This window comes from Citrobacter sp. Cb041 (genome assembly GCF_030336655.1).
GTDB lineage: Bacteria > Pseudomonadota > Gammaproteobacteria > Enterobacterales > Enterobacteriaceae > Citrobacter > Citrobacter braakii.
Genome location: NZ_JAOWDD010000040.1, coordinates 1 through 24,076 on the forward strand (window position 1 = coordinate 1; position 24,076 = coordinate 24,076).

21 protein-coding genes and 2 tRNA genes are annotated in these 24,076 nt (G+C 54.0%); 11 read left to right on the forward strand and 12 right to left on the reverse strand.

What is annotated here, in order from left to right; genetic code table 11:
- Positions 1-2 precede the first annotated feature (2 nt).
- The 8 genes from OGV52_RS15465 to mltB form a co-directional block, all read right to left on the reverse strand.
- Positions 3-79 (reverse strand) — tRNA-Arg (locus tag OGV52_RS15465).
- A gap of 3 nt (positions 80-82) precedes the next feature.
- Positions 83-175 (reverse strand) — tRNA-Ser (locus OGV52_RS15470).
- 341 nt (positions 176-516) lie between these two features.
- Positions 517-702 carry a carbon storage regulator CsrA gene (csrA, locus tag OGV52_RS15475; RefSeq protein ID WP_000906486.1) on the reverse strand — a complete coding sequence of 62 codons (186 nt, stop codon included), beginning with the start codon at positions 700-702 and terminating at the stop codon, positions 517-519.
- Positions 703-940: 238 nt separating this feature from the next.
- On the reverse strand, positions 941-3,568 hold the full coding sequence (gene alaS / locus OGV52_RS15480) for an alanine--tRNA ligase (RefSeq protein WP_016157306.1): 2,628 nt from the start codon (positions 3,566-3,568) through the stop codon (positions 941-943).
- A gap of 128 nt (positions 3,569-3,696) precedes the next feature.
- Positions 3,697-4,197, reverse strand: coding sequence for a recombination regulator RecX (gene recX / locus OGV52_RS15485; RefSeq protein ID WP_016154165.1), 501 nt, complete (start codon positions 4,195-4,197; stop codon positions 3,697-3,699).
- A 69-nt stretch (positions 4,198-4,266) separates the two neighbouring features.
- Positions 4,267-5,331, reverse strand: a complete 1,065-nt coding sequence (gene recA / locus OGV52_RS15490; protein WP_016154166.1) for a recombinase RecA — start codon at positions 5,329-5,331, stop codon at positions 4,267-4,269.
- A 92-nt stretch (positions 5,332-5,423) separates the two neighbouring features.
- Positions 5,424-5,921 carry a nicotinamide-nucleotide amidase gene (gene pncC, locus OGV52_RS15495; protein ID WP_016154167.1) on the reverse strand — a complete coding sequence of 166 codons (498 nt, stop codon included), beginning with the start codon at positions 5,919-5,921 and terminating at the stop codon, positions 5,424-5,426.
- 191 nt (positions 5,922-6,112) lie between these two features.
- On the reverse strand, positions 6,113-7,192 hold the full coding sequence (gene mltB, locus OGV52_RS15500; protein ID WP_279265543.1) for a lytic murein transglycosylase B: 1,080 nt from the start codon (positions 7,190-7,192) through the stop codon (positions 6,113-6,115).
- 264 nt (positions 7,193-7,456) lie between these two features.
- Between mltB and srlA the strand changes: the two genes are divergently transcribed.
- From srlA to gutQ, 7 genes are all read left to right on the forward strand, one after another.
- Positions 7,457-8,020, forward strand: a complete 564-nt coding sequence (srlA, locus tag OGV52_RS15505; protein ID WP_016154169.1) for a PTS glucitol/sorbitol transporter subunit IIC — start codon at positions 7,457-7,459, stop codon at positions 8,018-8,020.
- Complete coding sequence (gene srlE, locus OGV52_RS15510) at positions 8,017-8,988, forward strand: PTS glucitol/sorbitol transporter subunit IIB (protein WP_016154170.1); 972 nt, start codon at positions 8,017-8,019, stop codon at positions 8,986-8,988. The genes srlA and srlE overlap by 4 nt, the downstream gene beginning before the upstream one ends.
- Before the next feature lie 13 nt (positions 8,989-9,001).
- The gene (gene srlB, locus OGV52_RS15515) at positions 9,002-9,364 is read left to right on the forward strand and encodes a PTS glucitol/sorbitol transporter subunit IIA (RefSeq protein ID WP_053389534.1); all 363 of its coding nucleotides are present in this window, start codon (positions 9,002-9,004) and stop codon (positions 9,362-9,364) included.
- A gap of 17 nt (positions 9,365-9,381) precedes the next feature.
- Positions 9,382-10,161 (forward strand): sorbitol-6-phosphate dehydrogenase, encoded by a 780-nt coding sequence (gene srlD / locus OGV52_RS15520; protein WP_003037345.1) that lies wholly within the window; start codon positions 9,382-9,384, stop codon positions 10,159-10,161.
- 97 nt (positions 10,162-10,258) lie between these two features.
- Positions 10,259-10,618: a transcriptional regulator GutM gene (gutM, locus tag OGV52_RS15525; RefSeq protein WP_016154172.1), complete on the forward strand. Its 360-nt coding sequence runs from the start codon at positions 10,259-10,261 to the stop codon at positions 10,616-10,618.
- 70 nt (positions 10,619-10,688) lie between these two features.
- Entirely contained in the window at positions 10,689-11,462 is a 774-nt protein-coding gene (srlR, locus tag OGV52_RS15530) for a glucitol operon DNA-binding transcriptional repressor SrlR (protein WP_003037350.1), read from the forward strand.
- Positions 11,455-12,420, forward strand: coding sequence for an arabinose-5-phosphate isomerase GutQ (gene gutQ, locus OGV52_RS15535; protein ID WP_287108744.1), 966 nt, complete (start codon positions 11,455-11,457; stop codon positions 12,418-12,420). Before srlR ends, gutQ begins: the two co-directional genes overlap by 8 nt.
- Here the strand turns inward: gutQ and norR are convergent.
- The gene (norR, locus tag OGV52_RS15540) at positions 12,417-13,934 is read right to left on the reverse strand and encodes a nitric oxide reductase transcriptional regulator NorR (protein WP_047499449.1); all 1,518 of its coding nucleotides are present in this window, start codon (positions 13,932-13,934) and stop codon (positions 12,417-12,419) included. The two genes, gutQ and norR, sit on opposite strands and share 4 nt — an antisense overlap.
- A gap of 191 nt (positions 13,935-14,125) precedes the next feature.
- Between norR and norV the strand changes: the two genes are divergently transcribed.
- Together norV and norW are read left to right on the forward strand one after the other, a co-directional pair.
- Positions 14,126-15,574 carry an anaerobic nitric oxide reductase flavorubredoxin gene (gene norV, locus OGV52_RS15545; protein ID WP_287108745.1) on the forward strand — a complete coding sequence of 483 codons (1,449 nt, stop codon included), beginning with the start codon at positions 14,126-14,128 and terminating at the stop codon, positions 15,572-15,574.
- Positions 15,571-16,704, forward strand: coding sequence for an NADH:flavorubredoxin reductase NorW (gene norW / locus OGV52_RS15550; protein ID WP_181636357.1), 1,134 nt, complete (start codon positions 15,571-15,573; stop codon positions 16,702-16,704). The genes norV and norW overlap by 4 nt, the downstream gene beginning before the upstream one ends.
- Before the next feature lie 110 nt (positions 16,705-16,814).
- On the opposite strand, the gene hypF is transcribed toward norW, so the two are convergent.
- The 3 genes from hypF to OGV52_RS15565 all read right to left on the reverse strand — a co-directional run bounded on the left by hypF (position 16,815) and on the right by OGV52_RS15565 (position 20,854).
- Positions 16,815-19,055, reverse strand: coding sequence for a carbamoyltransferase HypF (gene hypF / locus OGV52_RS15555; protein WP_287108746.1), 2,241 nt, complete (start codon positions 19,053-19,055; stop codon positions 16,815-16,817).
- A 94-nt stretch (positions 19,056-19,149) separates the two neighbouring features.
- Positions 19,150-19,695, reverse strand: coding sequence for an electron transport protein HydN (gene hydN, locus OGV52_RS15560; protein ID WP_003037366.1), 546 nt, complete (start codon positions 19,693-19,695; stop codon positions 19,150-19,152).
- 145 nt (positions 19,696-19,840) lie between these two features.
- Entirely contained in the window at positions 19,841-20,854 is a 1,014-nt protein-coding gene (locus tag OGV52_RS15565) for a LacI family DNA-binding transcriptional regulator (RefSeq protein ID WP_259688446.1), read from the reverse strand.
- A gap of 264 nt (positions 20,855-21,118) precedes the next feature.
- Here OGV52_RS15565 and ascF point away from each other — a divergent pair, with 264 nt between their 5' ends.
- Both ascF and OGV52_RS15575 read left to right on the forward strand, forming a co-directional pair.
- Positions 21,119-22,573, forward strand: coding sequence for a PTS cellobiose/arbutin/salicin transporter subunit IIBC (ascF, locus tag OGV52_RS15570; protein WP_046274835.1), 1,455 nt, complete (start codon positions 21,119-21,121; stop codon positions 22,571-22,573).
- A gap of 22 nt (positions 22,574-22,595) precedes the next feature.
- Positions 22,596-24,020, forward strand: a complete 1,425-nt coding sequence (locus OGV52_RS15575; RefSeq protein WP_016154180.1) for a 6-phospho-beta-glucosidase — start codon at positions 22,596-22,598, stop codon at positions 24,018-24,020.
- The last annotated feature ends 56 nt before the right edge of the window (positions 24,021-24,076 follow it).

Here is a 24,076-nt window from a genome sequence, read left to right on the forward strand (position 1 = left end):
GATGGTGCATCCGGGAGGATTCGAACCTCCGACCGCTCGGTTCGTAGCCGAGTACTCTATCCAGCTGAGCTACGGATGCAAATGGCGGTGAGGCGGGGATTCGAACCCCGGATGCAGCTTTTGACCGCATACTCCCTTAGCAGGGGAGCGCCTTCAGCCTCTCGGCCACCTCACCAACACGCCTCTTGCGAGTGCTTCGAAGAACTTGTTTCTGCTCATCGTCGCTGCGTGGCGCACATATTACTTTCTGGGACTTATAAGTCAAACAATTTTTCCAGCGCTTTTATCGTTTGCACATTTCACGCGCAATTAGTCTGCAAAAACGGCAAAAAGAGTGTTTTATCAACAGATAAATTGGCAATTTCCTGAGGCAATGAACAAACGGAAAAATCGCAGGGAAAGGCAATGCGCGGATGAGAATCGAAAAAATGAGGAAGACGAAGAAGAAAAGAGAAGAGAAGAAAAGGGACAATTCAATCAGGTTGCGCCTCACCAGAAAGGTGAGACGCGAAAACCTTAGTAACTGGACTGCTGGGATTTTTCAGCCTGGATACGCTGGTAGATCTCTTCACGATGGACAGAAACTTCTTTCGGGGCGTTTACGCCAATGCGCACCTGGTTGCCCTTCACCCCTAAAACTGTCACGGTGACCTCATCGCCTATCATGAGGGTCTCACCAACTCGACGAGTCAGAATCAGCATTCTTTGCTCCTTGAAAGATTAAAAGAGTCGGGTCTCTCTGTATCCCGGCATTATCCATCATATAACGCCAAAAAGTAAGCGATGACAAACACCTAAGTGTAAGCAGTCACGGCATCACATTCTGTTAAACCTAAGTTTAGCCGATATACACAACTTCAACCTGACTTTATCGTTGTCGATAGCGTTGATACAAACGCTGCGGATTGAAGTCCGCAGCGTCGACTTACGCTTATAATTATTACAGTTTTGCGCTGACCCAGCCTTTCACACTGGCTAACGCTGCTGGCAGAGCCGCAGCATCCGTACCACCGGCTTGCGCCATGTCCGGACGACCACCACCCTTACCGCCTACCTGCTGAGCGACCATTCCAACCAGTTCCCCTGCTTTCACGCGATCTGTCACGTCCTTAGACACACCCGCAATCAGAGAAACCTTACCTTCCACTACCGTTGCCAGAACGATAACGGTAGACCCCAGTTGATTTTTCAGATCATCAACCATGGTACGCAACATTTTCGGCTCAACGTCCGCGAGTTCGCTGACCAGCAGCTTCACGCCATTGATATCAACCGCTTTGCTGGAGAGATTTGCACTCTCCTGCGCCGCAGCCTGTTCCTTCAATTGCTGCAATTCTTTTTCGAGTTGACGCGTACGCTCCAGCACGGAACGAACTTTGTCACCAATATTCTGGCTATCGCCTTTCAGCAGCTGCGCAATATCGCTTAAGCGATCGCTCTCAGCATGCACGGTTTGGATAGCGCCTTCACCGGTCACAGCTTCGATACGACGAACGCCCGCCGCAGTGCCTGACTCAGACACAATACGGAACAGACCGATATCACCCGTACGGCTGGCATGAGTACCACCACACAGTTCGGTAGAGAAATCACCCATGCTCAGAACACGCACGTGGTCGTCATATTTCTCGCCAAACAGCGCCATTGCGCCTTTGGCTTTCGCCGCTTCGAGATCCATGATGTTCGTTTCAATCGGCAGATTGCGACGAATTTGCGCATTCACCAGATCTTCAACGGCACGGATTTCAGCAGGCTTCATAGCTTCAGTATGAGAGAAGTCGAAGCGCAGCACTTTATCGTTAACCAACGAGCCTTTCTGTGCCACATGCGTGCCCAGTACCTGGCGCAGCGCCGCGTGCATCAGGTGCGTTGCGGAGTGGTTCAAGCGAATGCGCGCACGACGAGCTTCATCAACATCAGCCTGTACTGCATCGCCAATTTTCAGAGAACCCGCAGACAGCTTACCGATGTGACCAATGGCCTGGCCATATTTCTGCGTGTCGCTCACGGCAAACGCGAAGCCTGCGCCTTTCAGTTCACCCTTGTCGCCAACCTGACCACCAGATTCCGCATAGAACGGAGTCTGATCCAGTACGACAACTGCGTCCTGACCTGCGTTAATTGCGTCTACCGCTTTACCATCAACAAACAGCGCGGTCACTTTGCCGTTCAGTTCCAGGTGTTCGTAGCCTTTAAATTCAGAGGCGCCATCAACACGAATCATCGCATTGTAGTCTGCGCCAAAGCCGCTGGCTTCACGCGCGCGACGGCGCTGTTCTTCCATTGCAGCTTCAAAGCCCGCTTCGTCAACCTTAATGTTGCGCTCGCGGCAAACGTCCGCCGTCAGGTCAACCGGGAAACCGTAGGTGTCATACAGACGGAATGCGGTTTCGCCATCCAGTGTATCACCGGACAGTTTTGCCAGTTCTTCATCCAGCAGCGCCAGACCACGCTCCAGTGTACGCGCAAACTGCTCTTCTTCGGTTTTCAGAACCTGCTCAACCATAGCCTGCTGACGCTTCAGTTCTTCACCTGCGGAGCCCATGACGTCCACCAGCGGACCAACCAGCTTGTAGAAGAAGGTATCCTTCGCGCCCAGCATGTTGCCATGACGTACCGCGCGACGAATGATACGACGCAGCACATAACCACGGTTTTCATTCGACGGGACAACGCCATCGGCAATCAGGAATGCACAGGAGCGGATATGGTCAGCGATAACACGCAGCGACTTGTTGCTCAGATCGGTCGCGCCGGTGACTTTCGCCACGGACTCAATCAGTGAACGGAACAGGTCGATTTCATAGTTGGAGTTAACGTGTTGCAGCACGGCCGCAATACGCTCAAGGCCCATACCGGTATCCACGGACGGCTTCGGCAGCGGTTCCATGGTACCGTCAGCCTGACGGTTGAACTGCATGAAGACGATGTTCCAGATCTCAATGTAGCGATCGCCATCTTCTTCTGCGCTTCCCGGAGGGCCACCCCAAATATGGTCGCCGTGGTCGTAGAAAATTTCGGTGCACGGACCGCAAGGGCCGGTATCACCCATCTGCCAGAAGTTGTCGGAAGCATAAGCCGCGCCTTTGTTATCACCGATACGGATGATACGTTCGCGCGGAATGCCGACTTCTTTTTCCCAGATTTCATAGGCTTCATCGTCAGTTTCATAGACGGTGACCCACAGACGCTCTTTTGGCAGGGCAAACCAGTTTTCACCGGTCAGCAGTTCCCATGCGTATTGAATAGCATCATGTTTGAAATAATCGCCGAAGCTGAAGTTGCCCAGCATTTCGAAGAAAGTATGGTGACGTGCAGTGTAACCGACGTTTTCCAGGTCGTTGTGCTTACCGCCCGCACGCACGCAACGCTGCGAGGTGGTTGCGCGGGAATAATTACGCTTGTCGAGGCCAAGGAACACATCCTTGAACTGGTTCATCCCGGCGTTGGTAAACAACAAAGTAGGGTCATTGTTCGGTACCAGGGAGCTGCTGGCAACTACCTGATGTCCTTTACTATGGAAAAAATCGAGAAACGCCTGACGGATCTCAGCGGTGCTCTTGCTCATAATTATCCTGAAGAAATCAAGCTAACGAAATGTCATTACCAGCATCGGCACGTAAACTGCGCCTCTGGCAATCGAAAAGTGGGAATAAGATAAGTTTTCTTTACTGGGAAGTAAAATCCCGTATGCGCTCAATCGTCAAAATTTCGCCATATTGCCTGAATATCTTCCATCAGATAGCCACGGTAGAGCAAAAAGCGCTGGACCTTTACCTTATCTGAAAAATCTACAGGTAAAGGTTCTCCGTATTTACGAATGGCCTGCGCGCGCGCAAGTGCTGCCCAGTCAATTTCGCACTCGCGCATGGCTCGTTCAACGGCTTCCCGCGAAATCCCTTTTTGGTTTAATTCCTGACGCACACGCGCGGGTCCATAACCTTTACGGCTACGGCTGGAGATAAACTGCTGAACAAAGCGGTCATCATCCAGATAACGACTTTCAATACACCAGGCGATGACCTTGTCGTAATCCTCCGGCGTTGCATCAATGTCTTCCGGTCCATTTTTTCCCATCACCGGAGCGGCCAGCTTACGCCGCAGTTCCTGCTCGCTGTGATCGCGCATCGCCAGTATACGTACAGCGCGGTCAAGAAGTCGGGAATAAGCGGAGCGGCGGGAAGTTGCTTCTGTCATAGTGAGCCTTCAGAAATGGAAAAGGGCTGCATGGTATGCAGCCCTTCTATGTGCGATAACGTCAGATTATCAGAAATCTTCGTTCGTTTCTTTTACATCTTCACCGCTGTCATCAACAGAGAAGTCTGGTTTTGAATCCGGGTTATTGAGCAGTAACTCACGTACTTTCTTCTCAATTTCCTTCGCAGTTGCCGGGTTTTCCTTCAGCCAGTTAGTGGCATTCGCTTTACCCTGACCAATTTTCTCACCGTTGTAGCTGTACCATGCACCGGCTTTTTCAATCAGCTTCTCTTTCACGCCCAAATCGACCAGTTCGCCGTAGAAGTTGATACCTTCACCGTAAAGAATCTGGAATTCAGCCTGTTTGAACGGCGCTGCAATTTTGTTTTTCACGACCTTAACACGGGTTTCGCTACCAACCACGTTGTCGCCTTCTTTCACCGCGCCAATACGACGGATATCCAGGCGAACAGAAGCATAGAATTTCAGGGCGTTACCACCGGTGGTGGTTTCCGGGTTACCGAACATAACGCCAATCTTCATACGGATCTGGTTGATGAAAATCAGTAGCGTGTTGGACTGCTTCAGGTTACCGGCCAGCTTACGCATGGCCTGGCTCATCATACGTGCCGCAAGGCCCATGTGAGAGTCACCAATCTCGCCTTCGATTTCTGCCTTCGGCGTCAATGCGGCAACGGAGTCGACAACGATAACGTCAACCGCACCGGAGCGCGCCAGCGCATCACAGATTTCCAGCGCTTGTTCACCGGTATCAGGCTGAGAGCACAGCAGGTTGTCGATATCAACGCCAAGCTTGCGCGCATAGACGGGATCCAGCGCGTGTTCAGCATCGATGAACGCACAGGTTTTACCTTCGCGCTGTGCGGCAGCAATAACCTGCAGGGTCAGCGTCGTTTTACCGGAAGATTCAGGCCCGTAGATTTCAACGATACGGCCCATTGGCAAACCGCCCGCGCCCAATGCGATATCCAGAGAAAGCGAACCAGTGGAGATGGTTTCCACATCCATGGAACGGTCTTCACCCAGGCGCATGATGGAGCCTTTACCGAATTGCTTTTCGATCTGACCCAGCGCTGCCGCCAACGCTTTCTGTTTGTTTTCGTCGATAGCCATTAATTACTCCTGTCATGCCGCTTTCGGGTTAAACCGCGAAACGTGATAGATAATGTTCTGTTGGGGCAATTATACTGTATGCTCATACAGTATCAAGTGTTTTGTAGAAATTGTTGCCACAGGGTTTGTAACGCGTAGGCGGTCGCCTGTCGACGTACCGCATCGCGATCGCCGCTGAAGCATTCCCGGCGAGTAATCCCCTCGCCGCTCGCGCTGGCAAAAGCGAACCATACCGTCCCCACGGGCTTTTCTTCACTGCCGCCATCTGGCCCCGCAATGCCGCTAATCGAAACAGCGAAATGCGCGCGGGCCGCTTTTAGCGCGCCAATCGCCATCTCCACCACCACAGGTTCGCTCACCGCCCCATGCTGGACCAGCGTCTCTTCGCGCACGCCAATCATCTGCGCTTTGGCTTCATTGCTGTAGGTCACAAACCCGCGTTCAAACCAGGCGGAGCTGCCGGCAATATCCGTAATTGCTTTAGCTACCCAGCCGCCGGTGCAGGATTCCGCCGTCGTCACGGTTGCTCCGCGCGCTTTCAACGCCAGGCCAACCTGCTCGCTTAACTGCATCAGTTCACTGTCGGTCATTTCAGCCTCTGTCAGTTAAAAAAATATGCCGGACAAGATAGCACTTTCATAACCAAGATGGGGATGAGGAGACAATTTTACGAGGGGCATTCAGAAAATAGATAAACCGCATTCAAAAGAGTACCGGATAACGCACCAGGATAGTCTATTCGGTCTACAAGGGATTGCCCCTGTAGACCGATAACAAATGATTACTGCACGCGCGCCAGCGCGACCGCCTGACCCAATTGCCACACGGCCATTGCATAGTGGGTACTGTGGTTATAGCGGGTGATGGTGTAGAAGTTCGGCAGTCCATACCAATACTGATAACCGGTACCGATATCCAGTCGCAGCAGGCTGGCCTGCTGATGATTCCCCAACGACTGCTGCGGCGTCAGGCCTGCGGCGGCAAGCTGAGAAATGCTGTACTGGGTTTTAAAGCCGTTCGCCAGCCCAGGCGCCTGGCCATTCGCCGGAACCGCGACCGTATCGCCTTTTACCCAGCCGTGGCCTTTGAAATAGTTCGCCACGCTACCGATAGCATCAACCGGATCCCACAGGTTAATGTGCCCATCGCCATTGAAATCAACGGCATATTGTTTATAGGAAGATGGCATAAATTGGCCGTAGCCCATCGCCCCTGCGAAAGAACCTTTCAAATCGAGCGGATCGTCGCTTTCATCTCGCGCCATCAGCAGGAAGGTTTCCAGTTCACCAGAGAAGTATTCCGCACGACGAGGATAGTTAAACGACAACGTCGCCAGCGCATCCAGAATCCGCGTTTTACCCATCACGCGGCCCCAGCGAGTCTCTACGCCAATAATGCCAACGATAATTTCCGGCGGTACGCCGTAGACCTGCCATGCACGGTTCAGCGCATCTTCATATTGGTTCCAGAAGGCCACACCGTTTTGTACGTTATCCGGAGTGATGAACTGTTTACGATACCGCAGCCATGCACCGTTAGGTCCGGCTGGCGGTTGAGTCGTCGGCGCCTGGCGGTCCATCAAACGCAATACCGAGTCCAGACGCTTGGCCTGCGACAGGATCTCCTGCAGCTGCTGGCGGTCAAAGCCGTGCTTGCTCACCATTTTCTCGATGAACTGCTGCGCGTTCGGATTATTGGCAAAATCGCCGCCCGTTTGCATGACATTGTGCTGTGGCTCAAGCAGGAAGCCGCCGGATGGCGTACCCGTAGTCGTTTGAGTCTCTGAAGGTTTAGGTTTGCTGCTACAAGCAGCAAGCAATACAAAAAGGGGAAGTAACGCTACATAACGACGCTTGAACATGAGACATCCATTAAACAAATTCAGCCTGGGAGAAGTATGGTAAAGCATCCTCCGCCACACAAGGAAGCAGTAGTCGCTCTCCTTCACAGAATTTCCCCCCTCTTGCACTCCTGACCGGCACATTTGCGCGTTCTCACGCACAATCTTTCAAATTAAAATATTTATCTTTCATTTTGCGATCAAAATAACACTTTTAAATCTTTCGATCTGATTAAAATTAGTTACCGTTTGGCAAGATAACTAAAACCCCTACAGGAGAGAATAATGATCGACACCATCACACTCGGTGCTGAGTGGTTTATCGGATTGTTCCAGAAAGGCGGAGAGGTGTTTACCGGCATGGTGACCGGTATTCTGCCTCTGCTGATCAGTCTGCTGGTCATCATGAATGCGCTGATTAACTTTATCGGTCAGCAACGTATTGAACGTTTTGCCCAGCGCTGCGCCGGAAACCCGCTGTCCCGCTATCTACTGCTGCCGTGCATCGGCACATTTGTGTTTTGTAATCCTATGACGCTGAGCCTGGGCCGCTTTATGCCGGAAAAGTTCAAGCCCAGCTACTACGCAGCCGCCTCTTACAGCTGCCATTCAATGAACGGCTTATTTCCCCACATCAACCCCGGTGAGCTGTTCGTCTATCTGGGGATCGCCAGCGGACTGACTACGCTGGGTCTTCCGCTCGGCCCGCTGGCGGTGAGCTATTTGCTGGTCGGCCTGGTGACCAACTTCTTCCGCGGCTGGGTGACCGATTTCACCACCACCATCTTTGAGAAAAAAATGGGCATTCAACTTGAGCAGAAAGTACATCTGGCGGGAGCAGCATCATGACGCGTATTCGTATTGAAAAAGGCACCGGCGGCTGGGGCGGCCCGCTTGAACTGGATGCCGTGCCAGGCAAGAAAATTGTCTATATCACCGCAGGGACTCGCCCCGCAATAGTCGACAGGATAGCCAGCCTGACAGGTTGGCAGGCCGTTGATGGCTTCAAAGAAGGCGAGCCGCCAGAGAACGAAATTGGCGTGGCGATCATCGACTGCGGCGGCACGCTGCGCTGCGGGATCTATCCAAAACGCCGTATACCAACAGTGAATATTCACGCGACGGGTAAATCCGGTCCGCTGGCCCAATATATTATCGAAGATATCTATGTCTCTGGCGTGAAAGAAGAAAACATTACCGTTATCGGTGAAGCATCCGCTGCGCCAACGCCTGCAAACAGCACGATGGGTCGCGAGTACGACACCAGCAAGAAAATTACCGAACAAAGCGACGGTCTGTTGGCAAAAGTCGGCATGGGAATGGGTTCAGCCGTTGCGGTTCTGTTTCAGGCCGGGCGAGACACTATCGATACCGTCCTGAAAACCATTCTGCCGTTTATGGCGTTCGTCTCGGCGCTGATCGGCATCATTATGGCGTCTGGCCTGGGGGACTGGATTGCCCATGGACTCGCACCGCTGGCCAGCCATCCGCTGGGGCTGGTAACCCTGGCGCTGATCTGCTCTTTCCCGCTGCTGTCCCCTTTCCTCGGCCCTGGTGCGGTCATCGCCCAGGTTATCGGCGTCCTGATCGGCGTACAGATTGGTTTGGGGAACATTCCTCCGCATCTGGCGCTACCTGCCTTGTTCGCCATTAACGCTCAGGCGGCATGCGACTTTATTCCAGTCGGATTGTCGCTAGCCGAAGCGCGCCAGGACACGGTCCGCGTCGGTGTGCCATCCGTACTGGTGAGTCGTTTTCTGACCGGCGCACCGACCGTTCTCATCGCCTGGTTTGTTTCCGGCTTTATTTACCAATAAGAGGCACTCAAAAATGACCGTGATTTATGAAACCACCATCACCCGCATCGGCCAGAGCGCCCCGGATGCACTCTGCGACCAGATGCTAATTACCTTTCGTGAAGGCGCGCCTGCGGATATCGAAGAATTTTGCTTCATCCATTGCCATGGGGAGCTGAACGGCTCTTTGCAGGCTGGGATCCAATTTGAGCTAAGCCAGCATCGCTACCCGGTCACAGCCGTTGGCAGCGTGGCGGAACAAAACTTACGTGAACTGGGGCATATCACTCTGCGCTTTGACGGACTGAGTGAAGCGGAATTTCCCGGCACCGTACACGTTGCGGGCCCCGTACCGGACGGTATCGCACCGGGCTGTATTTTGAAGTTTATTGCTTAAGATTGAAGGAGATAAAGATGAATCAGGTTGCCGTTGTCATTGGTGGAGGCCAGACCCTGGGGGCATTCCTTTGCCGTGGGCTTGCGACAGAAGGGTACCGCGTCGCGGTGGTGGATATCCAAAGCGATAAAGCCGCCAACGTCGCGCAGGAAATTAACGCCGAGTTTGGCGAAGGCACCGCCTACGGTTTTGGCGCTGATGCCACCAGCGAACAAAGTGTGCTGGCGCTGTCGCGCGGAGTGGATGAAATATTTGGCCGCGTCGATCTGCTGGTTTACAGCGCGGGTATCGCAAAAGCCGCGTTTATCAGCGACTTTCAGCTTGGGGATTTCGACCGCTCGCTGCAGGTGAATCTGGTCGGCTACTTCCTCTGCGCACGTGAATTTTCACGCCTGATGATCCGCGATGGCGTCCAGGGACGCATTATCCAGATCAACTCCAAATCAGGGAAAGTGGGCAGTAAACACAACTCAGGCTATAGCGCGGCAAAATTTGGCGGCGTAGGTTTAACCCAGTCGCTGGCGCTGGATCTGGCAGAGTACGGGATCACCGTGCATTCACTGATGCTCGGCAATCTGCTGAAATCACCGATGTTTCAGTCATTATTACCGCAATATGCGACCAAGCTTGGCCTTAAGCCAGACGAAGTCGAGCAGTACTACATTGATAAGGTTCCGCTTAAGCGCGGCTGCGATTATCAGGACGTGCTGAACATGCTGCTGTTTTACGCCAGCCCGAAAGCCTCTTACTGCACCGGTCAGTCCATTAACGTGACCGGTGGTCAGGTGATGTTCTAAGAAACATGATTGCCCGGTGGCGCTGCGCTTACCGGGCCTACACACACCTGGTCGGATAAGGCACAGCCGCCATCCGGCAAAATCAAAGGAGCACATTATGGTTTCCGCACTGATTACCGTCGCTGCTATCGCCTGGTGCCTGCAACTGGCGCTCGGCGGCTGGCAAATATCCCGCTTTAACCGGGCGTTTGATCAACTCTGCCAGCGGGGTCGGGTTGGCGTAGGTCGTTCCGGTGGACGGTTTAAACCCCGCGTGGTGGTCGCCATCGCGCTGGATGAGCAGCAGCGGGTTACCGATTCGTTATTTATGAAAGGTCTTACTGTATTTGCCAGGCCCGGTAAAATTGCCACGATAATGGGCAAACATCTTGATGATTTACAGCCTGATGTGATCTTTCCCCATGATCCGTTAGCGCAGAATGCACTATCATTGGCGCTTAAACTGAAACATGGGTAATTTCGTTGTGAATGCTAATAGCTTGCGAAATTATCATTTTGCAACCTATTAAGTCAGGGTAATCACGCCTATGAAACCTCGTCAGCGACAGGCAGCCATACTGGAGCACCTGCAAAAGCAGGGGAAATGCTCGGTTGAAGAACTGGCCCACTACTTTGACACAACCGGCACGACCATTCGCAAAGACCTGGTCATTCTGGAGAATGCCGGAACCGTCATTCGTACCTATGGCGGCGTGGTATTAAATAAAGATGAATCCGACCCGCCAATCGATCACAAAACGCTAATCAATACGCATAAAAAAGAGCAGATTGCCGAAGCCGCCGTCCGTTTTATTCACGATGGCGACTCGATTATTCTGGATGCGGGCAGCACCGTATTGCAGATGGTGCCGATGCTCACCCGCTTTAGCAACATCACCGTCATGACCAACAGTCTGCACATTGTTAACGCCCTTTCAGAGCTGGACAACGAGCAAACTATCCTGATGCCCGGCGGGACCTTTCGCAAAAAATCTGCGTCATTTCACGGTCAGCTGGCAGAAAACGCCTTTGAGCAGTTCAGCTTTGATAAACTCTTCATGGGCACCGACGGCATTGACCTCAATGCCGGCGTGACCACCTTTAATGAGGTGTTTAGCGTCAGTAAAGCGATGTGCAATGCCGCTCGCGAAGTGATTCTGATGGCTGACTCGTCAAAATTTGGGCGCAAAAGCCCCAATGTTGTGTGCAGTCTGGAAAGCGTCGACAAGCTGATTACCGATGCGGGTATCGACCCTGCGTTTCGTCAGGCGCTGGAAGCAAAAGGGATTGAAGTGATCATAACCGGAGAAACCAATGAGTGATGCACTACTGAACGCGGGCCGTCAGACGTTAATGCTGGAGCTACAGGAAGCCAGCCGACTGCCTGAACGACTGGGCGATGATTTTGTCCGCGCCGCCAATACTATCATCCACTGCGAAGGCAAAGTGATTGTCTCCGGGATTGGCAAATCAGGCCATATTGGCAAAAAAATAGCCGCGACCCTCGCCAGTACCGGCACGCCCGCCTTTTTTATGCATCCGGCTGAAGCGCTGCATGGCGACTTAGGGATGATTGAAAGCCGTGATGTCATGCTGTTTATTTCCTACTCCGGCGGCGCAAAAGAACTGGATCTCATCATTCCGCGCCTGGAAGACAAGTCCGTCGCTCTGCTGGCAATGACCGGAAAACCGACCTCACCGCTGGGTCTGGCAGCCAAAGCCGTGCTGGATATTTCCGTTGAGCGTGAAGCCTGTCCGATGCGCCTGGCACCGACTTCCAGCACCGTGAACACTCTGATGATGGGCGACGCATTGGCAATCGCCGTGATGCAGGCGCGCGGCTTTAACGAAGAAGATTTTGCCCGCTCGCATCCGGCGGGTGCGCTGGGCGCTCGTCTGTTAAATAAAGTGCATCATCTGATGCGCCGTGACGATGCCATTCCGCAGGTGACGCTCACCACCAGCGTCATGGACGCGATGCTGGAACTAAGCCGTACGGGTCTTGGCCTGGTGGCAGTCTGCGACGACGAGTCGCTGGTGAAAGGCGTCTTTACCGACGGCGACCTGCGCCGCTGGCTGGTTGGCGGCGGAGCGCTCACCACTCAGGTTAGCGAAGCAATGACCCATAATGGCATTACGCTGCAGGCGCAGAGCCGCGCCATTGACGCCAAAGAGATCCTGATGAAGCGCAAAATCACTGCCGCACCGGTGGTAGATGAAAACGGTAAACTCACCGGTGCTATCAACCTGCAGGATTTCTATCAGGCAGGTATTCTCTAATCCTTCAGCCCCAGACGTTTCGCCAGCCGGTGCAGGTTGGCGACGTCTGTTTCCAGCGCCCGCGCACTTGCCGCCCAACTGTGATTATTTTGCGCCAACGCCCGGCGGATCATCTCCCGCTGGAATGACTCCGTTGCCTCACGCAGGTTGCGATGCTGCGGGATCTCCGCAACAACCTCTGCCTGGGGAGCCGGGGTTTCATCCTGCAGGGCAAAATGCTGCGCCTCAAGCACCACTTCATCCCCTGCCCTGGTGGCCCTTGCCAGAACAACCGCCCGGTGAATGGCATGTTCCAGCTCACGCACGTTCCCGGGCCAGCCATAATTCAACAGATGGCTACGCGCGCCGGGACTTAACACCACGCGGGAAAGTCCCAGCCGCAGCCGACATTGTTCGCAAAAATAACCGGCCAGCAGTACCACATCTTCGCCGCGTTCACGAAGGGGCGGTACGGAAAGGGGAAAGACGCTCAGACGGTGGAACAAATCCGCACGGAAATTCCCGGCCAGCACCTCTTCCCGTAAATCACGGTTCGTTGCCGCCAGCACCCGAACATCCACGCGCAGGCTGCGATCGTCACCCACACGCTGAATATCGCCGTACTGCAACACACGTAGCAACTTAGCCTGTAACGCCAGCGAGAGCTCGCCAATCTCATCGAGAAACAGCGTCCCATTGTCAGCCATTTCAAACTTACCGCTACGATTGCTGATAGCCCCGGTAAAGGCGCCTTTTACGTGACCAAACAGCTCACTTTCCGCTACGGTTTCCGGCAACGCCGCGCAGTTCAGATACACCAGCGGATTCACCGCGCGCGGCGAACCTTCATGGATAGCCTTAGCTACCAGCTCCTTCCCGGTCCCCGTTTCGCCGCTAATCAGTACGTTGAGATCGGATCCCGCCACAATCTCAATCTCTTTTTTCAACTGCAGCATATTGGGCGACAGGCCAATCATTTGGGTTTCAGTCACCTGCTCGAAGGCCGTCGACGAGCCCGGCAACATATTCTGGCTTTCCAGTTGTTCAATCAGCAGCGCATTGCTCAGCGCGCCCGCCGCCAGCGCGGCAATCAGCCTAAGTTCTTCATCGCTGAAAACGTCGAATTGATCGGGCTCCATGCCATCCAGCGTTAACGCGCCAATCAGATTTTGACCAGCGAACAGCGGTAAGCCAATGCAGGCGTGTACCTTCAGGCTCTCCTGGCCCGGAATCAGCCCATCGTAAGGGTCTGGCAAATCGCTGTCGGCAGGGAAACGAACCACGTCCCCGGCGCGGGCAATCGCCTCCAGACGAGGATGCCCTTCCAGGGTAAAGCGCCTGCCGAGAACGTCCTGCGCCAGCCCATCGATCGCCAGCGGAATAAACTGTCGCGACTCATAGCGCAGCAATGCCGACGCGTCGCACTCCAGCACCTGACGCAATGTGGTTATCAGGCGTTGAAAACGGTCCTGATGTCCAATACCGCTTTGTAATTCAATGGCGATACCCGCCAGCACGTCTACGGAAAAACTCATGACGACCTCATTGTCATTTTGACAATTCATATTGTCATATTGACAATAAAATGAATAGTCATTTTGACTACCACCTTATAGGCATTAAAAAACAAACCCTTTAAAATCAACAAAATAAAAAGTTGGCACGCAACATGCAATAAGCAAAACATCTTTTTTAGAAAAACGCTGAATTAATTACTGAGGTTGCTATGTCTATTCTGGTTAAAAATAACATTCATTGGGTTGGCCAACGTGACTGGGAAGTTCGTGATTTCCACGGGACTGAATATAAAACGCTGCGCGGTAGCAGCTACAACAGCTATCTCATCCGTGAAGAAAAAAATGTCCTGATCGATACAGTAGACCACAAGTTTAGCCGTGAATTCGTGCAGAACCTGCGCAGTGAAATTGACCTGGCAGATATCGACTACATCATCATTAACCACGCGGAAGAGGACCATGCCGGTGCGCTGACTGAACTGATGTCCTGCATCCCGGACACGCCAATTTACTGCACAGCCAACGCTATTGACTCTATCAACGGGCACCACCACCACCCGGAGTGGAACTTCAACGTGGTGAAAACCGGCGACTCGCTGGACATTGGCAACGGTAAGCAGCTGATCTTCGTTGAAACACCGATGCTGCACTGGCCTGACAGCATGATGACCTACATGACCGGCGATGCGGTGCTGTTCAGTAACGATGCCTTCGGCCAGCACTACTGTGATGAACGTCTGTTTAACGACGAAGTTGACCAGACCGAACTGTTCGAACAGTGCCAGCGTTACTACGCCAACATCCTGACGCCGTTCAGCCGTCTGGTTACACCGAAAATCACTGAGATTCTCGGCTTCAACCTGCCGGTGGATATGATTGCCACTTCCCACGGCGTGGTATGGCGCGACAACCCGACACAAATCGTTGAAATGTATCTGAAATGGGCGGCTGACTATCAGGAAGACCGTATCACCATTTTCTACGACACCATGTCCAACAACACCCGCATGATGGCGGACGCCATTGCCCAGGGCATCAACGAAGTTGACCCGAACGTGGCGGTGAAAATCTTTAACGTCGCCCGTAGCGACAAAAACGAAGTCCTGACTAACGTCTTCCGCTCTAAAGGCGTGCTGGTTGGTACTTCAACGATGAACAACGTAATGATGCCAAAAATCGCCGGTCTGGTAGAAGAGATGACCGGCCTGCGTTTTCGTAACAAACGCGCCAGCGCCTTTGGTTCACACGGCTGGAGCGGCGGTGCGGTAGACCGTTTGTCCACACGCTTGCAGGATGCCGGTTTCGAGATGTCGCTAAGTCTGAAAGCGAAATGGCGTCCGGATCTGGACGCGCTGGAACTGTGTCGCCAGCATGGCCGTGAAATCGCACGTCAGTGGGCGCTTGCTCCGCTGCCGGAAACAATCGTCAAAACGGCAACCAAAGAGGAAGAGTGCGCCTGTGCCGCTGCGGCTGCCGCTGATCTTGGTCCAAGCATGCAGTGCAGCGTATGCCAGTGGATTTACGACCCGGCAAAAGGTGAACCGCTGCAGGATGTCGCGCCGGGAACACCGTGGAGCGACGTGCCGGATAACTTCCTGTGCCCGGAATGTTCATTAGGTAAAGACGTCTTTGACGTACTGGCATCGGAGGCAAAATGAGCCGCGGAATTGTCATTATTGGTTCGGGCTTCGCCGCCCGCCAGTTAGTCAAAAATATCCGTAAGCAGGATGCAAATGTCCCGCTGACCCTGATTGCTGCGGACAGTATGGATGAGTACAACAAGCCCGATCTCAGCCATGTTATCAGTCAGTCGCAACGTGCAGACGACCTCACCCGCCAGTCGGCGGGGGAGTTTGCCGAACAGTTTAATTTGCGCCTCTTCCCGCACACCTGGGTAACCGACATCGATGCCGATACTCACGTAGTGAAAAGCCAGGAGCAACAGTGGCCATACGACAAACTGGTGCTGGCGACGGGAGCATCTGCCTTCGTACCGCCGATTACCGGACGTGAGTTAATGCTCACACTGAACAGCCAACAAGAGTATCGCGCCTGTGAAACACAACTGCGTGACGCCCAACGGGTGCTGATTGTCGGCGGCGGCTTGATTGGCAGCGAACTGGCGATGGATTTTTGTCGTGCTGGTAAAGCGGTGACGCTTATCGACAACGCCGCCAGCATTCTGGCTTCGCTGATGCCGCCAGAAGTAAGCAGTCGCTTACAGCATCGTCTGACCGATATGGGCGTACACCTGCTGCTGAAATCGCAGCTTCAGGGGCTGGAGAAAACGGAGTCGGGGATTCGCGCCACGCTCGATCGTAGCCGCAGCGTAGAAGTCGATGCGGTGATCGCCGCTACGGGTCTGCGCCCTGAAACCGCGCTGGCGCGTCGCGCCGGATTGAACATCAATCGTGGAGTCTGCGTCGACAGCTACCTGCAAACCAGCCACCCGGACATTTATGCTCTCGGCGACTGTGCGGAAATTAACGGTCAGGTACTCCCGTTCCTGCAACCGATTCAGCTGAGCGCCATGTATCTGGCGAAAAACCTGCTCGGCGGCAATGCACCATTGAAGTTGCCTGCCATGCTGGTAAAAGTCAAAACGCCGGAATTACCTTTGCATCTGGCTGGGGAAACCCAGCGCCGCGATCTGAACTGGCATATTGCCGCCGAAGCGCAAGGGATGGTGGCCAGAGGGATGAACGACGCAGGCCAGCTATGTGCCTTTGTCGTCAGCGAAGACCGCATGAAAGAGGCCTTTGCGCTGCTGAAAACGCTGCCCGTGTAAGTACAGGATACCGTTGCTTGATTTATTAACCTCACGCACATGGATGTGCGTTGCCACTTGTCGGTATGCCCCGACCTGTAGTTCTTGCCCCGCCAGTCCCGGGGCTTTTTTTATTTTTGCGCCAACGCCCGCGCCGCGGCAATCACGCCCTGCCCCAACGACAACCCGCCGTCGCCCGCCGGTAAACGCTGTGGGAACAGTAAGGTAAAATCATGCAGATAAAACGCCAGCCGGGCTGACAATAAGCGGTTATGCATCACACCTCCGCTGAATACCAGCGTCTTAATCCCCCGCTCTTCGGCCTGCAAACGCATCAGGGTAGCAAACCCACGCGCCAGCGCGTCGTGAAACGCCCACGCTCTTTCGGCAGGTTTGGCCTGCCAGGTCAGCCATTGCTGCCAAAAAACCGCTAAGTCCAGCTGATTGCCATCAAGCGGCACCGTGACAGGGTGCTCAACGCCAGCACATTGCGATGCCATCGCCTCCAGCGCGCAGGCCGCCTCACCTTCATAACTCAGCGATTCCGGCGCACATTGAAGCGCGGCGGCAACGGCATCAAACAGCCGTCCGCACGATGACGCCAGCGGTGCGTTAATCTCCCGCTCAATGGCGCGCGCCAGCACGTTCCAGTTTTGATGTTGCAGCACCGATGTTTCCGGGTAGCGCTGCCAGTCAGGAACAAAACGCAGGCACTGCGCGAGCAAATTGCGCCACGGCTGTTTTGCCGCCAGATCGCCCCCCGCCAGCGCTACCGCTGGCAAGCCGCCAAGGTGATCGCATTCACGATAGTTGACCCGCAAACACTCTCCCCCCCACAGCGCGCCGTTTTCCCCCATGCCGATACCGTCTAACGTCAGAGCAATCACGTCACCACCATCGAGCGACCAGCCGTGCTCGGCCAGACACGCAGCGGCATGCGCATGGTGATGCAGCACCGTTTCGGTTGGCAGATTCATTTCGCTGGCCCACTGGCTGGAAACATAACCAGGGTGTGCATCATGCACGATACGCTGCGGCGAAAAGTCATAAATGTTCTGGATCAGGCGCAGCGCATCACGCCACTGCTGCTGAATGCCGTCATCGCTGAGATCGCCCAAATGCTGGCTGATAACCGCCTGTTCACCACGCACCAGGCAGAAGGTATTTTTCAGATCTGCGCCCAGGCAAAGCATCGACGGCACGTCGTGAAATCCTGGCGGCAGCGCCACCGCATCCGGCACGTAACCCCGTGAACGACGCAGCATCTCCCCACTGTCGCGTACCACAGAGTCATCCATCCGCTGCACAATTTCGCGGTTATGCAGCAGGAAACCATCGGCAATTTCGTGTAAATCTTCCAGCGCCTGCGCGTTGGTAATAGCGGGCGGTCTGCCGCTGAGATTGCCGGAGGTCATTACCAACGGACAATTCATCTCTTGTAAGAGCAAATGCTGCAACGGATTCGCTGGCAGCATGACGCCCACTTCCGTTAACCCTGGCGCAATGCCCTCGCTCAATGCTGCGATATAGCGTTTCTGCACCAACACGATCGGCGCGGCTGGGGTTGTCAGCAAACGACGAGCGGGTTCAGGCAGTCCGTCATCACCGGGCAGCATCACTGCCAGAGGTTTTGCCGGACGGTGTTTGCGCAGCCTGAGCAGCGCTACGGCGTCATCATTTCGTGCATCGCACACCAGATGAAACCCACCAATCCCTTTAACAGCCACAATACCGCCCGCTTTCAGGCGCGATACTGCCGCCTGCAACGCCTCTTCTTTCTCCGCCCGCTCACCCGCGCTAAACCATTCGAGGTGGGGACCGCATGCCGGACAGGCAACGGGCTGGGCATGGAAGCGACGGTCGTACGGATCACGATACTCTTTATCGCATTGCGCACAGAGTGGGAATGACGCCATCACGGTAAACGGGCGATCGTAGGGCATGGCGCGGATAATCGTAAAGCGCGGGCCACAGTGGGTGCAGTTGATAAAGGGATAACGATAGCGGCGTTCACCGGGGGTGTTCATTTCAACCAGACATTCTGGACAGGTCGCGGCATCCGGAACGATTTGCGTATTCATCGTTCCGCCAGCACTTTGCCGAATCGAGAAATCGGCAGGCGGCTGCGTCCAGGCGAACGGTTCGCTCTCAACGCTGTCAATGCGCGCCAGCGGCGGGCAGTGTTGATGCAGTTGCGCAATAAACTCTGCCGGATCTTCCTGTATACGCACAACCACACCGTCACCGTCGTTACACACATCGCCATGTAGCTGTAACCGCTGCGCCAGTTGCCAGACGTAGGGGCGAAATCCGACGCCCTGTACCTTACCGCGAATACGCAGCTGTACGCCGGAGTGGTTGTTTATTGTCATGATGAATTCCCGCGGTATTGTATCCCTGAAATGTCCGTTTGCCGGATGGCAGCTTCGCCTTATCCGGCACGTATTTTACGCGGATTTTCAGATATCAGAACAGCAAAGATGCCGTGGAATCCAGCGCCGCGCGACGGCGTTTTTCAGCGCTCAGTTGCTCAAGCTTATTGCGATCCACATAAATCAGCGCGTGAGTCGGGCAGACTTCCATACAGGCAGGGCCGGCCTCACGATGGTGGCACAGGTCGCACTTATTGGCTTCGGCTTTTTCTGCCCGGACGTTCAGACCTGCCCCGCTGTTACGAACAACCGGACGCACGACCACTTCCATTGCGCCATAAGGGCAAGCCACAACGCAGGTTTTACACCCAATGCAGCGCTCCTGCATCACGTGGACAAAGCCTTTATCACGGCTGATTGCACCGTTCGGACAGACGTTAGCGCACGGCGCGTCTTCACACTGGCGGCACAGCGTCGCCGTGGAGACATTAACGCCTTTGATGACGTGAATGCGGGGTAAAAAGGTTTCAGGGGTCAGCGATGCGCAGTCCTGGTTATCCTGATGGGATACCACGCAGGCCACTTCACAGGTACGGCAACCAATGCATTTATTGGCGTCTGCAATGATGAAACGGTTCATCAATTTCTCCAGCAATGACAGATTATCTGCCGAAGCATTCATAAATCGTGCCAGAATTTAATTGACTGTTATTAAAGGTTTTTTATTTTGCTGAATGCAGAGAAACCGTGTCATCGTCACTAGTGACGATGACAAATGACAGCCGTCAGCGCAAAACGAGCGGCGCAACAGAGTCGCGTTGAATGAGTTCACCGGTGAAGGTTTTTGGCGGCGTAAACGCCCCGTCATCCAGCATAAAGATCAGGCGGCCTATCGTTTCCTGAATCATTTCCGTTACCGGGATTTTGACGCTGGAAAGCGCCGGAATAGTGTATGGCGCGATAGCGATATCATCGAAGCCAATCACCGACACCTGAGCAGGGACGCGCACGCCATGCGCGTGCAACTGCTTCATCGCACCGATCGCCATATCATCATTGCTGGCCACCAGCGCGGTAAAATTGACCTGACGCGAAAGCAAAGTATCGACTCCCGCTGCGCCGCAGGCTGGCGTCCATTTCCCTTTAACAATCAAATCATTATTAAGCGGAATACCATGATGTGCCAGCGCGTCTTTATAGCCTGAAAGTCGCTCTACGCCGGTAGGCGAATCCATTGAGCCGGTAATAAAACCAATCTCTTTGTGCCCGGCGGCAATGAGTTGAGTAACGGCGTTAAAACTGGTTTGCTTTTGATCGCACCACACGCAGTGGCTGGTATTTTTCCGCAGCCGCCGATTAAGCACCATAATCGGCTGGGCGTGGGCGTCGATGATATCGTCTATCTCATCCACGCTAAGAAAACGCGGATAGATCATAATCGCGTCACAGCGCAGGTCGAGCAGGTACTGGATCGCCTGACGCTCTTCCTCTGCGCTGTGCTTACCGTCAGCCAGCAACAACTGGCGTCCCTTATCTTCCGCCATCCGCGCGGTATGAAACAGCAGTTCGCTGAAATAGACGCCGTGATAAAGGGTGTTAGTTACCACCAGACCCAGCGTCTGCGTGGTTTTCGCTGCCAGACTGCGTGCCAGCAAGTTAGGGCGGTAACCACTCTCTTCAATGGCCTGAAACACGCGGTCTTTGGTTTCCTGGCTGACATAGCCATTCCCGGAAAGCACCCGGGAAACCGTCGCTTTTGACACCCCGGCACGCTTCGCCACCTCCAGCATCGTGGTCATATTACTCATCCCTTTTCTCTCAATGTGACGCAGTGTACTGCACCGTTTCGCCGCTGTCCTTGCTGCTCAATTGCAAACGCTGACATCTGGTGATCGGAGTCACAATTATAAAAAACGATCAAAATTAAACCTTGCCCATTACGTGTAATTTAAACATGATTTTGTGGAACCGGTTTCCTATCTGCGTTTCATCAACCCAGAAAAGCGACCAACGTGAACGGATAAAACATAACGTACTCTACTGATAAAACAGGATTAAATCCGATGTCCAAAAATTATGCAGCGCTGGCGCGCTCGGTTGTGACGGCTCTGGGAGGCGTGGACAACATCACAGCAGTGACCCACTGTATGACCCGTTTGCGTTTCGTTATCAAAGATGACTCGCAGGTCGACAGCACGACGCTGAAGACGCTCCCTGGCGTGCTCGGCGTGGTGCGCAGCGATAACCAGTGCCAGGTGATCATCGGCAACACCGTTTCGCAGGCGTATCGCGAGGTAGTCAGCCTGTTACCTGCCAATATGCAACCTGCAGAGCCGCAAACCAAACCTCGGCTGACGCTGAAGCGGATTGGCGCTGGGATCCTCGACGCGCTGATCGGCACAATGTCCCCGTTGATCCCGGCTATTATCGGCGGATCAATGCTCAAGCTGCTGGCAATGATCCTCGAAATGACCGGCGTGCTGGTGAAAGGATCGTCCACGCTCACTATTCTGACCGTAATCGGCGACGGCGCCTTCTTCTTCCTGCCACTGATGGTCGCCGCCTCAGCAGCCATAAAATTCAAAACCAACATGTCGCTGGCAATCGCCATCGCAGGCGTACTGGTGCATCCCAGCTTCATCGAACTGATGGCGAAGGCCGCGCAGGGTGAGCACGTTGAGTTTGCCCTGATCCCGGTGACGGCGGTGAAATACACCTACACGGTGATCCCGGCGCTGGTTATGACCTGGTGTCTGTCCTACATCGAACGCTGGGTCGATCGCATCACTCCGGCGGTAACCAAAAACTTCCTTAAACCGATGCTAATCGTGCTGATCGCCGCCCCACTCGCCATCGTCATCATTGGCCCGATCGGTATCTGGATCGGTAGTGCAATTTCAGCGCTGGTTTATACCATTCACGGCTATCTCGGCTGGCTGTCGGTGGCCATTATGGGCGCATTGTGGCCGTTGCTGGTGATGACCGGTATGCACCGCGTCTTCACGCCAACCATTATTCAGACCATTGCCGAAACCGGAAAAGAAGGCATGGTGATGCCGTCGGAAATCGGCGCCAATTTGTCGCTGGGCGGTTCATCGCTGGCAGTGGCATGGAAAACCAAAAACCCGGAACTGCGTCAGACGGCGTTAGCGGCAGCCGCCTCGGCCATCATGGCAGGCATTTCCGAACCCGCGCTGTATGGCGTGGCGATCCGCCTGAAACGCCCACTGATTGCGAGTCTTATCAGCGGCTTTATCTGCGGTGCCGTTGCCGGAATGGCCGGACTGGCGAGCCACTCCATGGCGGCTCCAGGCTTGTTCACCAGCGTACAGTTTTTCGATCCAGCCAATCCGATGACCATCGTTTGGGTGTTTGGCGTGATGGCGCTGGCGGTCGTGCTTTCCTTTGTATTAACACTGCTTCTCGGCTTTGAAGATATTCCCGTCGAAGATGCAGCCGCGCAGGCCAGAAAAAACCAGGCCGCGCAACCAGGCAATATCAATAGAGCCAGCATTTGACTGGTATGAACTGAGGTTAACTATGTCTGTTTTTCCGCAAGGATTTTTATGGGGCGGCGCACTGGCCGCCAACCAGTCTGAAGGGGCATACCGGGAAGGCGGCAAAGGGCTGACCACCGTCGATATGATCCCCCACGGCACAAACCGCATGGCCGTCAAACTGGGTCAGGAAAAACGCTTTACGCTGCGGGATGACGAATTTTATCCCAGCCATCAGGCAATCGACTTTTATCATCGCTATAAAGAAGATATCGCGCTGATGGCGGAAATGGGGTTTACGGTTTTTCGTACTTCCATTGCCTGGAGCCGTCTCTACCCCAACGGCGACGAGCTGACGCCTAATGAAGAGGGTATCGCGTTTTACCGGGCCGTGTTTGCCGAGTGTAAAAAATACGGTATTGAGCCGTTAGTTACGCTGTGTCACTTCGATGTGCCGATGCATCTGGTCAGCGAGTATGGCTCCTGGCGTAACCGCAAAATGGTGGAGTTCTTTACCCGCTACGCCCGTACCTGCTTCGAGGCCTTTGACGGTCTGGTGAAGTACTGGCTAACGTTCAACGAAATCAACATTATGCTGCACAGCCCTTTTTCTGGCGCCGGACTGGTGTTTGAAGAAGGTGAAAATCAGGATCAGGTGAAATATCAGTCCGCCCACCACGAACTGATTGCCAGCGCCCTGGCAACTAAAATTGCCCATGAAATTAATCCGCAAAACCAGGTCGGCTGTATGCTGGCGGGCGGTAATTTTTATCCTTATTCCTGTAAACCGGAAGATGTGTGGACCGCACTGGAAAAAGACCGCGAAAACCTGTTCTTTATTGATGTGCAGGCGCGCGGGGCTTACCCCGCTTACTCTGCCCGTGTGTTTCGCGAAAAAGGCGTGGTGATAGAAAAAGCGGCGGGAGATGACGATATCCTGAAAAACACCGTCGATTTCGTCTCGTTTAGTTATTACGCATCGCGCTGCGCCTCCGCTGAAATGAATACTGGCAATACCAGCGCCGCTAACGTGGTGAAGTCGCTGCGTAATCCGTACATTGCCGCCAGCGAATGGGGCTGGGGCATCGACCCACTCGGTCTGCGCATCACCATGAATATGATGTATGACCGCTACCAGAAGCCGTTGTTTCTGGTGGAAAACGGGCTGGGGGCGAAAGATGAGATCGATGCTAACGGCGAAATCAATGACGACTATCGCATTAGCTATTTACGCGAGCACATTCGCGCCATGGCAGATGCTATTGAAGATGGCGTGCCGCTGCTGGGCTACACCACCTGGGGCTGTATCGATCTGGTTTCAGCCTCAACCGGTGAGATGAGCAAACGCTACGGTTTTGTGTATGTGGACCGCGATGACGCGGGCAACGGCACGTTAGCGCGTAAACGCAAAAAATCGTTCTGGTGGTATAAGAAAGTGATTGCGAGCAACGGGACCGATCTGGAATAACAATATTGCCGGATGACGCCGCCATCCGGCAACACGTATTATTCAGAATATATATA

Bases quoted from the DNA above. Each gene is read 5' to 3' on its own strand.
- srlR (WP_003037350.1), top strand. From the start codon at position 10,689: ATGAAACCTCGTCAGCGACAGGCAGCCATACTGGAGCACCTGCAAAAG.
- alaS (WP_016157306.1), bottom strand. From the start codon at position 3,568: ATGAGCAAGAGCACCGCTGAGATCCGTCAGGCGTTTCTCGATTTTTTC.
- recA (WP_016154166.1), bottom strand. From the start codon at position 5,331: ATGGCTATCGACGAAAACAAACAGAAAGCGTTGGCGGCAGCGCTGGGT.
- gutQ (WP_287108744.1), top strand. From the start codon at position 11,455: ATGAGTGATGCACTACTGAACGCGGGCCGTCAGACGTTAATGCTGGAG.
- srlE (WP_016154170.1), top strand. From the start codon at position 8,017: ATGACGCGTATTCGTATTGAAAAAGGCACCGGCGGCTGGGGCGGCCCG.
- gutM (WP_016154172.1), top strand. From the start codon at position 10,259: ATGGTTTCCGCACTGATTACCGTCGCTGCTATCGCCTGGTGCCTGCAA.
- norV (WP_287108745.1), top strand. From the start codon at position 14,126: ATGTCTATTCTGGTTAAAAATAACATTCATTGGGTTGGCCAACGTGAC.
- recX (WP_016154165.1), bottom strand. From the start codon at position 4,197: ATGACAGAAGCAACTTCCCGCCGCTCCGCTTATTCCCGACTTCTTGAC.
- OGV52_RS15565 (WP_259688446.1), bottom strand. From the start codon at position 20,854: ATGACCACGATGCTGGAGGTGGCGAAGCGTGCCGGGGTGTCAAAAGCG.
- norR (WP_047499449.1), bottom strand. From the start codon at position 13,934: ATGAGTTTTTCCGTAGACGTGCTGGCGGGTATCGCCATTGAATTACAA.
- hydN (WP_003037366.1), bottom strand. From the start codon at position 19,695: ATGAACCGTTTCATCATTGCAGACGCCAATAAATGCATTGGTTGCCGT.
- hypF (WP_287108746.1), bottom strand. From the start codon at position 19,055: ATGACAATAAACAACCACTCCGGCGTACAGCTGCGTATTCGCGGTAAG.
- ascF (WP_046274835.1), top strand. From the start codon at position 21,119: ATGTCCAAAAATTATGCAGCGCTGGCGCGCTCGGTTGTGACGGCTCTG.
- pncC (WP_016154167.1), bottom strand. From the start codon at position 5,921: ATGACCGACAGTGAACTGATGCAGTTAAGCGAGCAGGTTGGCCTGGCG.
- OGV52_RS15575 (WP_016154180.1), top strand. From the start codon at position 22,596: ATGTCTGTTTTTCCGCAAGGATTTTTATGGGGCGGCGCACTGGCCGCC.
- csrA (WP_000906486.1), bottom strand. From the start codon at position 702: ATGCTGATTCTGACTCGTCGAGTTGGTGAGACCCTCATGATAGGCGAT.
- srlD (WP_003037345.1), top strand. From the start codon at position 9,382: ATGAATCAGGTTGCCGTTGTCATTGGTGGAGGCCAGACCCTGGGGGCA.
- srlB (WP_053389534.1), top strand. From the start codon at position 9,002: ATGACCGTGATTTATGAAACCACCATCACCCGCATCGGCCAGAGCGCC.
- norW (WP_181636357.1), top strand. From the start codon at position 15,571: ATGAGCCGCGGAATTGTCATTATTGGTTCGGGCTTCGCCGCCCGCCAG.
- srlA (WP_016154169.1), top strand. From the start codon at position 7,457: ATGATCGACACCATCACACTCGGTGCTGAGTGGTTTATCGGATTGTTC.
- mltB (WP_279265543.1), bottom strand. From the start codon at position 7,192: ATGTTCAAGCGTCGTTATGTAGCGTTACTTCCCCTTTTTGTATTGCTT.